Source organism: Brevundimonas sp. (assembly GCF_016463295.1).
Lineage (GTDB): Bacteria > Pseudomonadota > Alphaproteobacteria > Caulobacterales > Caulobacteraceae > Brevundimonas.
Genome location: NZ_JAEMRO010000133.1, coordinates 1 through 3,514 on the forward strand (window position 1 = coordinate 1; position 3,514 = coordinate 3,514).

The window sequence follows — 3,514 nt, forward strand, 5'->3', positions numbered from 1 at the left end:
GCTCGCGCGGGGCATAGACCCCGTACCCCACGATGTTCATCGGCGTCATGGCCACAGGCTTACGCTGAGGCTTGGGCGGCGTCTATCGGCGCCAACCCGTTCAGACCTGACGCCAGCCTTTGATGGGTCGAACCGTCGCGCAGGCCGGGGTGCCATCCCTGCCGCGGCCGGGCAGCACCGCCTCCAACACCTTTCCCTGGCGCGCGAGGACCAGCAGCTCGGGTGGAATGTCGTGCACATCGATCTTGGCCCGACGGCTGAACACCCGTTCGTCGCCTCCCGCCTGACCACCGATGGCGATGTAGACGAAGCGCCGCCTCGGCCCCTCGGTGCGTACGAACGGCCCCAGCATCCTCCCGTCATCCGACAGCCGGACGGGCACGTCGAAAGACAGCGGACCCTCGCCTGCAATCACCGCATCGACTGGCGCATTCGTCTTGTCCTGCAAACTGTAGTGCAGGCCCGCGACCGGATCGGCGATGGTCAGGCGCAGAGTGATCGGCGTGTCGGCCATGGGCTCAATCCTGATGCTCGACATGGTGGGTACCCCGGATCATCCGCACGAAGGGCAGGGGACGTCCGGGCTGGATCAGTCGCTCGGCCACCTCGCCCAACACAAAGCGGGTGATCGCGGGCAGGTCCAGCGCCCGCGCGTCTGCCAATGGCATCCAGGCGATCTCGTCCAGTTCGCCCGAACCCGCCGTCGGCTCGGGGCGCAGCAAGGCCTTCGCATCGGCCATGAAGAAACGGGCGTCGAAACGGCGCGTCCGTCCCGGCGGCGTGATGGCGCGGGCTACATAAGACAGGGCTGCCAAGTCGGGCAGGGCCCCGACCGCGCGAAACTCCCGCCACGCCCCGGCGACCGAAGCGATCGGCGCGGGCTCGGCCAGCATCAGGCCCGTCTCCTCGAAGGTTTCGCGCACCGCCGTCAGGGCCAGGGCGCGGGCGCGGCGGGCATTGCCCTCGCGCGCCAATCGAGCGGCGTCCTGTGCTGGCAGATCAGTGGCTGAGGCCGCGCTATAGTCGGCCCGCTCGATCCGTCCGCCGGGAAACACCCATTTCGACGCCATGAAGACATGGCCGGGTGCGCGGCGGCCCATCAGCACTTCGGTCGATCCGGATGTGCCTCGGGTGAGGATCAGGGTTGCCGCATCCTTCGGACGCTGACGCCCACCGATGCGTGGGGCGTCGGCCAGGTCCTGGGCGGCATCGAAGGGCTGGGTCACTTCCGCTTGCCCTTGCGCACCCCCTTCAGGCCGCCTGAGGGCTTGCTGGCGCGACCACCCTTGCCGGGCTTGGGGCCGCCGGGACGGTTGGCTCCGCGCTTGGGAAAGCCGTTGCCGCCCGGACTGCGGGCCCGGACACCCAGCCGGGGAGCGGGCGCATTGGGATCGCGCGGGGCAGGATCGGACAGCATTTCGAACACCAGGCCGCCGGTAATCGGTGTGGCCTCCTGCAGCTTGACCTCCACAGTGCGGCCCAGGGTCCAGCGCTGGCCGCTACGTTCACCGACCAGAGCGTGGGCCTTGTCGTCGTGATGGAAATACTCGCCGCCCAGTGACGACACCGGCACCAGGCCATCTGCTCCTGTCTCGTCCAGACGGATGAACAGGCCGAACCGCGTCACGCCCGTGATCCGCCCGGTGAAGGTCGCGCCCACGCGCTCGGACAGGAAGGCGGCCATGTAGCGGTCCATGGCGGCGCGTTCGGCGGCCATCGACCGGCGCTCGGTCTGGGTGACCTGCTCGGCGATAGCCGGCAATTCGGAGATCTCGCGATCGGTCAGCCCGTCCTTGCCCAGGTTCAGCGCCCGGATCAGGCCCCGGTGCACGATCAGGTCGGAATACCGCCGGATCGGCGAGGTGAAGTGAGCATACCTGTCCAGGTTCAGACCGAAGTGGCCGATGTTCTCGGGCGAATAGATGGCCTGCATCTGACTCCGGAGAACGACCTCATTGACGACCTCTGCATGGGGCCCGTCGCGAGTCTCGTCCAGCAGGGCGTTCAGCCGTTTGGTGGTCGGGGCCTGCCCCTTATCCCACGGCTTGCCGATGGTCTGCAGGAAGTCGGCCAGGTTGAAGGTCTTCTCCTGGCTGGGCGTCTCGTGGATCCGGTAGATCAGGGGCGTGCGCTTCTGCTCCAGCGTCTGGGCGGCACAGACATTGGCCTGGATCATCATCTCCTCGATCAGCCTGTGGGCCTCCAGGCTGACGCGGGGTTCTATGGAGGCGATCTGGCCGTCGGGCGTCATACGGATGCGCCGTTCGGGGCTCTCGATGGCCAGCGGGCTGCGCTTCAGACGCCCCTTCAACATGGTGCGATAGGCGGCCCAGAGCGGCGTCAGGATCGCGTCCATGATCGGGCCGGTGGTGTCGTCAGGCTGGCCGTCGATGGCGGCTTGAGCCTGCTCATAGGACAGTTTGGCGTGGCTGCGCATCAGACCGCGCACGAACTTGTGCCCGGTCTTCCGCCCATCCTTGTCGAAGACCATCCTCACGGCCATGCAGGCGCGGTTCTCGCCCTCCTTCAGGCTGCACAGCCCGTTGGACAGTCGTTCGGGCAGCATGGGCTCGACGCGATCCGGGAAGTAGGTAGAGTTGCCCTTATCACGCGCCTCGCGGTCCAGATGGCTACCCGGCCGGACGTAGGCGGCCACGTCGGCGATGGCGACCCACACCACCCAGCCGTCCGGATTCTTGGGATCGTCGTCCCGCATGGCATAGACGGCGTCGTCGTGGTCGCGCGCATCGGCCGGGTCGATGGTGATCAGCGGCAGGTCGCGCAGATCCTCACGGCCCTTCAGCGACGGCAGTTCCTGATCCTCGGCTTCCTTCTCCACCGCTTCGGAGAAGCCCATCGGCACCTTGTTGGCCGCGATGGCGATCAGGGAGGCGGCGCGGGGATCGTCCTCGCGGCCGATGATCTCCAGAATCTTGCCGCGCTTGGGCCCATAGCGGTGGTCGCCCTTTTCAATGGAGGCGAACACCAGATCGCCGTCCTTCAGGCTTTCGGCCTGGGCGGGCGGCACGAACAGGACGTCCTTGGAGCGGCGGTCGACGGGCTCGACCCGCACCTCGCGGTTCGACTTGCGGATGACGCCCAGGACGCGGTTGGTGTCGGTGTCCAGAACCTTGATGATCCGGGCTTCCCAGCCATCGGGGCCGCGCTCGAACTTGGCCAGGACACGCGCGCCCAGCCCCACGGCGGGTCCCGTCTTGCCAGTCTTGTCCGGGACCAGGACGGCGCGAGGTGCATCCTCCGACGCCTCGACCAGCCGCACATAAAGGTCGCCGTCGGTGTCGCGCTCGCTGACGTCGGCCACACCGACCGGGGGCAGGGCCCCGACCTCGGCAAAGCCCTTACGACCGCGCTTGCCCAGCTTGCCGGCGGCTTCCAACTCGCGGATCATTTCGCGCAGCATGCGCCGCTCGTGGCCCTTCAGGCCAAAGTGTCGGGCGATATCGGTTTTCTCGGCCGTGCCCGCTTCGCGCAGGAAGGCCAGCAGGGTGTCCGG

General features: G+C 67.7%; 3 protein-coding genes. All 3 read right to left on the minus strand.

Features of this window, described 5'->3' with window-relative positions; genetic code table 11:
- Positions 1 to 100 precede the first annotated feature (100 nt).
- Positions 101 to 514: a DUF5990 family protein gene (locus JHC81_RS14065; RefSeq protein ID WP_292175718.1), complete on the minus strand. Its 414-nt coding sequence runs from the start codon at positions 512 to 514 to the stop codon at positions 101 to 103.
- A 4-nt stretch (positions 515 to 518) separates the two neighbouring features.
- Complete coding sequence (locus JHC81_RS14070; protein WP_292175722.1) at positions 519 to 1,196, minus strand: NUDIX domain-containing protein; 678 nt, start codon at positions 1,194 to 1,196, stop codon at positions 519 to 521.
- Positions 1,197 to 1,222: 26 nt separating this feature from the next.
- A partial coding sequence (rnr, locus tag JHC81_RS14075) for a ribonuclease R (protein WP_292175720.1) occupies positions 1,223 to 3,514 on the minus strand: 2,292 nt, incomplete at its 5' end.

What these genes read in the sequence shown, in the direction of transcription:
- JHC81_RS14065 (WP_292175718.1), bottom strand. Translation starts at nt 514, where the DNA reads ATGGCCGACACGCCGATCACTCTGCGCCTGACCATCGCCGATCCGGTC.